Source organism: Lactovum miscens (genome assembly GCF_014202895.1).
Taxonomy (GTDB): Bacteria; Bacillota; Bacilli; order Lactobacillales; family Streptococcaceae; genus Lactovum; species Lactovum miscens.
In genome coordinates this window covers 64,042-70,154 of the sequence record NZ_JACHHV010000007.1, presented here as the reverse complement: position 1 = coordinate 70,154, position 6,113 = coordinate 64,042, and the positions used below count along the sequence as shown (strand labels likewise).

The 6,113-nt window shown below is 35.2% G+C and carries 4 protein-coding genes and 1 pseudogene; all 5 read right to left on the bottom strand.

What is annotated here, in order from left to right:
• Positions 1-174: 174 nt before the first annotated feature.
• A pseudogene (locus tag HNQ37_RS03235) lies at positions 175-660 on the bottom strand (MFS transporter); the annotation flags it as partial.
• Positions 661-781: 121 nt separating this feature from the next.
• The gene (locus HNQ37_RS03230; protein ID WP_183539269.1) at positions 782-2,590 is read right to left on the bottom strand and encodes an acyltransferase family protein; all 1,809 of its coding nucleotides are present in this window, start codon (positions 2,588-2,590) and stop codon (positions 782-784) included.
• Positions 2,587-3,237, bottom strand: coding sequence for an MORN repeat-containing protein (locus HNQ37_RS03225; RefSeq protein ID WP_183539267.1), 651 nt, complete (start codon positions 3,235-3,237; stop codon positions 2,587-2,589). The genes HNQ37_RS03230 and HNQ37_RS03225 overlap by 4 nt, the downstream gene beginning before the upstream one ends.
• A gap of 214 nt (positions 3,238-3,451) precedes the next feature.
• Positions 3,452-3,982, bottom strand: coding sequence for a nucleoside tri-diphosphate phosphatase (gene ntdP, locus HNQ37_RS03220; protein ID WP_183539265.1), 531 nt, complete (start codon positions 3,980-3,982; stop codon positions 3,452-3,454).
• A 129-nt stretch (positions 3,983-4,111) separates the two neighbouring features.
• Positions 4,112-6,106, bottom strand: coding sequence for a cell division site-positioning protein MapZ family protein (locus tag HNQ37_RS03215; protein WP_183539263.1), 1,995 nt, complete (start codon positions 6,104-6,106; stop codon positions 4,112-4,114).
• Positions 6,107-6,113 lie beyond the last annotated feature (7 nt).

Genomic DNA, 6,113 nt, shown 5'->3' with positions numbered 1-6,113 from the left:
GAGACTTGGATGAATCAATATCCAAGAAAAATGTTCAAGTATCAGACACCACTTCAGATGTATCGGGGTGGCTAAATTAAATTTGCAATTTGCCACTTTTAAAATTTTTAAAACATTCATTTTTTGATCAGCTTTAAAATTTTCGAGTTTTCCAACCATAAGTATTCCAACTCCAAGAAGAACTATTGCCAAGCCAAAAAGTACATAATAGCCTGTCAAGCCACTCATTTTAACTATCAACCAACCCGATAAAGCAGGAATGACAATGCCAAATGCAAACGCCATCATTTGCTGTAACGAGAAAAATCTCGGACGGTTATTTGAATCCACTAAATTTCCAATTAAAAGATTTAATGAAAACCAATAAAGGCCACTACCAAGGCCAGAAAATATTCCCAACGGAATCACAAAAGAAAGTAAATTGGATTGCAAAACTAAAATTATGAGGTAATAAAGCACATTTGTGGCTATCCCAATCCGAAATATTACACTTATGGAAATCTTGGATAATAAGAAGCTTCCACTCACAAAAGCAACCAGCAAAACAAAATAATTTAAAATGTTTTGCCAAATTACTAGATCAATACTGTTGTGGGTAGAGCGCATCAAGAAAACATTTATAAAAGTAGCGGCAACACTATTTCCTGCTGAAAATAACATGGCTACAGATAGGAGAATTTTTGCTTGAGTCTTCACTTGATTAATTATATAACAAAAAGAGCAAGTAAGTGAAAACACTTTCTTACTCTTACCACTATTGATGATTACTTTGAATATCAACTCATTTCTCAGCAAGAGCGTTCTTAACGAGACTCAACCAAGCTGCTCTTCCAGCAGGGCGGTCCGAAATATGAACACCATCTGGATCATAATACTCTGGATGATTTTGGGCTACCGTTCTCCAGTCAGCAATGCTAACGTTCTTATACTTACCTTTAATTGAAATTTCCCAATCAGCAATCTTATCAGAATTAAATGGGCCACCTACTGAAAAATTTGCCGGAGTAACTAAAACAAGATGGTGCTTTCCGGAATATTCCTTAATTGTGTCTTTCAAAATTTGAATATCAATCGCTGGTACAATAGAATTTGTGCCCAGTGCTATCACGATACTTGTATTTTCTGGAAGATTCTTCATGTCATTGATTAAGTCTGCTCTCAAATCGGACGAAATCTTTCTATCGCCTGCTGTATCAGCATATGAACCTGGAATGAACTTCTCTAAATTTGGAGCATTCGAAAAGGGAACTCTTGTTCCATTAGCTACCGAATCGCCAATTACTAAAATATTTACCCCTGCCTTACCTGTTTCAACCAAACTTTCAGCTAAATATAGATTTTGACTCGCTTGTGCAGCTGTTCCTTGCCATAATGCGGCAGTCAAACTAGTTGCCCCACTTGAGCGTATTAGTGATAAAACACTTGGAAAGAGTAAAAAAAGTGTCAAGGCCACAAAAGCTGTCTTTCCGAAAATTGATAATCTTAGCTGTTTCCGTAAAAATGGATCTAGTATGTAAAACATTAACGCAGAAAGAGAGAAAGAAAGAAAGAGAGTTATGATAACTGCAAGTAAATGATTAATTCGTAAATTTAGAAAGATCACAAGGAAAGCCCAATGTAGTATATACACACCGTAGCTAATATCTGAAATACCTTTTATAATTCCAATCTCTTTGGCTTCAGTCATTTCATGAATCACACGCAAACTAAAAATCAAGAGAACGCTTAAGACCGAAGCTAGAACAAAGCCAAGTGTAAAAGTTATTTGCCAATCATAATGTAACAAGCAAGCCAATAAAATTAGGAGGAATCCCGATACAAAAGCCAAATTTCTTACTCCAGCTAGACGATGCTTCTTCGTGAAATTGGTTAGAAATTTACTCGAATCTGTGCCTGCAAGGGTGGCCAATGTTGCCCCAAAGAAAAATGGAAATATATGGAAAAATGGAGAATAGTAAAGAGCGGAAAAATTTTTTGTGGATAAAGAGGAAATAATCATAGACACTGAACTAAAAAGTGTAATGACAATAGAAATAAAGAAAACCTTAGAATTCAAACTTTTTTGTGAATACTTGACTAACAGCCAAAGGAAAAGCCCCCAAACAATGTAAAATTGAACTTCAATGGCCAGCGACCAGAGGTGTACGTAAAGGTGCGGAGCAAAATTATTTTCGTAAGATGTTCCCGTACTTGCCTCAAAAATATTTGAAATAAAACTAAGTGCTGCAAAAACTTGCTGTTTAAGTTGAAAACGAAGATCCGCAGTTCCAAAAAGCGTTAAAGGGAGCGTGATAAGAATCCCGAAAAATACTGTTGGGAAAATTCTAAAAAAACGACGCTCCGCAAACTTCTTTATGCTAAATTTTCGACTTTCACGAACTTCAGAAAGTATCAGAGAGGTAATTAAATATCCTGAAAAAGTAAAGAAAATATCAACGCCGATGAAGCCCCCAGGTAAAATAGTTGGATAAAAATGATAGACTAGTACCAAAAGAAGCCCTAAAGTTCTTATATAACCAAAATGTCTAATTTTTCTATGTTTTGGTGTATTCTCTTCAACTATAATATTTGGAATAGAGTGTTTTATCATTGACTTAGAGCTCCATTCTTAAAGGTTTCAGGGTGATGTTTACCATCGGGGGTAGTGAGAACTCCCTTTCCATCTGGTAATCCCTCATTAAATAAGCCCGAATATGTCCATTTTCCTAATTTTGAGCTAAAAACACCTTGACCAGAAAATTTCCCATTAAAAAAATATCCTATGTAAGTGTCACCATTCGCATAATTGATGGTTCCAGTTCCATTTGGAACATCATTTTGTATCCTACCAATATAACTAAAATCTGATTTTTTGATATTACCAGTATGGCTTAAAGATGAGCTAGCAAAAAATAAAATTAGAAATAAAAAAGGAATGACAGAAAGTAAATATTTGTTAGAGCTAACAAATATGGAAATTTTTTTGGATACGCTTTTTCTCTCGTGAACATTATTAATGCCAAAATCTTTTTGAATAAAATTGCTCTCATCAAGATTTTTATTTTGGTTCAAATCTTGAAAAGTCTCAAAATCTGAATCTGAATGGCTGAAAAATGGAGTGTCGGAATTTTGATGTTCTTCCTTAGATTCATCTAGCTGAAATTCCGGCCCTTCAAAAAATTGAGGCGGGGCTTTTTTCTCCTCCTCAAGTTTATAAAATTCCTCGAGTTCAGCTTGCTCGCGTGTTTCTTTTTCCATCTGCAGACGATATTTTTCGTTCATTTCTGCAATTTTTTCACGCAAAACCGAACTATCTCGATTCAAAATACTGTTTTTTTTATACTTTTCCATAAAATTACTTTATTCAATTATAACAAAATAGAATTTTATAAACCACAGGTAAACCCAAATTATCAATTTACCTTACTTTCAGCTTTCTATACTATAAAAAAAATAGTCCCATGTCTTAGAACTATTTTTTTAATTGTAGGTAACGTTTGTACCAGATGTCGACATACTCTTTCGAAAACGGACCATAACCTTCTTTGATCCATGAGTTGAGAATTTTAACATTTTCCCTCAAAATAAAATCAATATCAGCTGGATAATTCATCTGTTTTCTGTGGCGTTCGTATTCTTCGACATCTAACAACTTGCGATCACCGCTTGCAAAGACTTTGACATCCAAATCATAATCGATGTATTTCAAAGCTTCAGCATCAAGTGTATAAGGACTGGCAAGATTACAATAGTAACTCACTCCTTCCTCACGAATCATAGCTATGATGTTAAACCAAAATTTTTTATGAAAGTACACGATGGCTGGTTCTCTTGTCACCCAACGGCGATCATCAGACTCAGTCACGAGTGTATGGTCATTTACTCCAATAAGAGAATTTTCATTTACTTTGAGTAGCATGGTCTCACGCCAAGTCCGATGCAGACTCCCATCATGTTTGTAGCTTTGAATCGTGACAAAGTCCCCTTCTTTAGGTGTCTTCATTATCTTTCTCCAATTCAAAGATTCTCGGTATACATTTTATCATACTTTATCAAAAAAGTCAGACTCTAATGCAACATTCACTAAATACCCCCAAAAAAACTTCTCAAAAAATATTGAGAAGCTGACTTATTAAAATGTAGCGCCCCCAAGATCTGGATGAGCTGTCCCGTTGCCTGCCCAAAGTCCAGTCTTACAATTGATGCTAAAGAGATAGCTGCCATCGGGGCGATAAATGTTATACCAACCTTCACCTGCTTTATCTATTGCAACTGGAAGTAAAATATAGTTATTTCCGGAAATATAGCCTCGGCTTTGAATCTGTGAGATGACATTGTTCAAGTATCCCGCTAGCCAAGCAAAAGCAGGAGCATTAGGATCAACATTTTGAATTGGAATACGACTTCCAGAATTATTAACTTTTATCCCATTTGGATTCTGTGAATAATTTCCTGACTCGGTCGATGTTACTATGCTTGTAGATCCAGCTGATGAATTTACTGTGCTAGTACTTGCATTTGAGGAGATAACTGAATTTTCTGATACACTTGAGCTTGATGCGCTTGATTTCTGAACCCGCTGCGCTTCTTGCAACTTCGCCAATTTAATTGCATCTTTCAGAACAGTATTAATTGTTACATTTTTTGAAGATACAGATGGTATCGTAGCACCAGTTGTCAAAGTAGCCGTGCTAATAATCTTTCCATCAACTATAACAGCTTTATCAAAAATTGCATTAACTGTGTTTATCGCATTTATATTACTTGATAGATCATCATATTTTGCTTTTAAACTAGCATAATTTAGATTAGATCGGGGAAAAACATCTAAATCTTTCTTGAGGTTGGTTAACAAATCAAAATTACTATTTTTTAGAGCTGTTTTGTTTGCATCAGTAAAGAAAGAATCATAAAGTTTATTGAAATTGATAAGTTTTTTTGAGGCTGCAAGCGAGGATGATGAGCTTGATGCTGATGATAAAGCCTTGACTGTTCCATTATGGTTGTTATTGACAACTGCTCCAGCAATGGCACCAACAACTACCAAAAAAGCAAACGTTACCAACCCAATCACGGCTTTTCGGTGTTTAGGTTTCGAGCTTTCATCATTAGGGACTTGCGCTTTATTTTCTTGGACCACTTCAGATGAAAGTTGCTTATCTTCAAAATCAACAGACTCACTACTTGGAAAAACAAGTTCTTCATCCGAAAACAAATCTGGCTTTTGCCGAGAACTGCGACTATTAAAAGTTGAAACAATCTTTTCAGGAATTTCACTTTCTGAGTTAATCTCTAAACTATCAAGTTGCTGATTTGTTTTTTCGGACTCCTCATCAAGTTCTTTGAACGTTGGGGATGGAAAAATACTTGTATCAACCATTTCAGCGTGCGCAAAGCCAGTATCTTCAAGACGATGAGCTTCTTCATCCTTAAAATCATCCACGATTTCTACAGGATCTAGAATTCGATCATTAGACAATTTTGTATTTGATCCCTCAACCTCTGACCCTTCCTCATACTCGCTTTCAGAGTCAAGTTCAAAATCAGCAACATGACCAATTTCATCTAGGTTAGACTCGTTTTCCGCATACAGACTTTTCTCATCAAAAGAAGAATCAGAAAGAATTTCCAAATTGTCTTTAATTGATTCAGACTCAGACTTTTTTTCAGTTAAATTCAAAGATTTTTTTTCAGAAAAAGTTTCTTCAACTTTTTCACTTGAAAGGAGTTTCTTCTCTTTATTAACAAGTTGATCAATCTCTTTTCCAAAGCCAATCTTTACTGCCTCAACTTCTTTACGGTGCTCGCGGACATAACGGTCCAACGGACTTTCAGAAGCAAGATTTTCTTCTTCAATTAGGAGAGCTTCCTCCTTGAGATTGCCAATTGTTTCATTTGCTGAAAGCTTTGAAAAGTCAATCTTCGCTTCACGATAAACATTGTCTACTTTATTGTTAACTTTTGATCCGTATGAAATCTCAGGAAAATCTGAATCTAAATTTGAAGAATTCTCTAAGCTATCAGATGATAAAGAAGAACTGACAGGATTTAAGCTTTTCAACCTATCAACATTTTTTTCATTGTTTTTATTATCGGCTGTTTTGTTTTTATTCTTTTTTCTTGACATATTTACT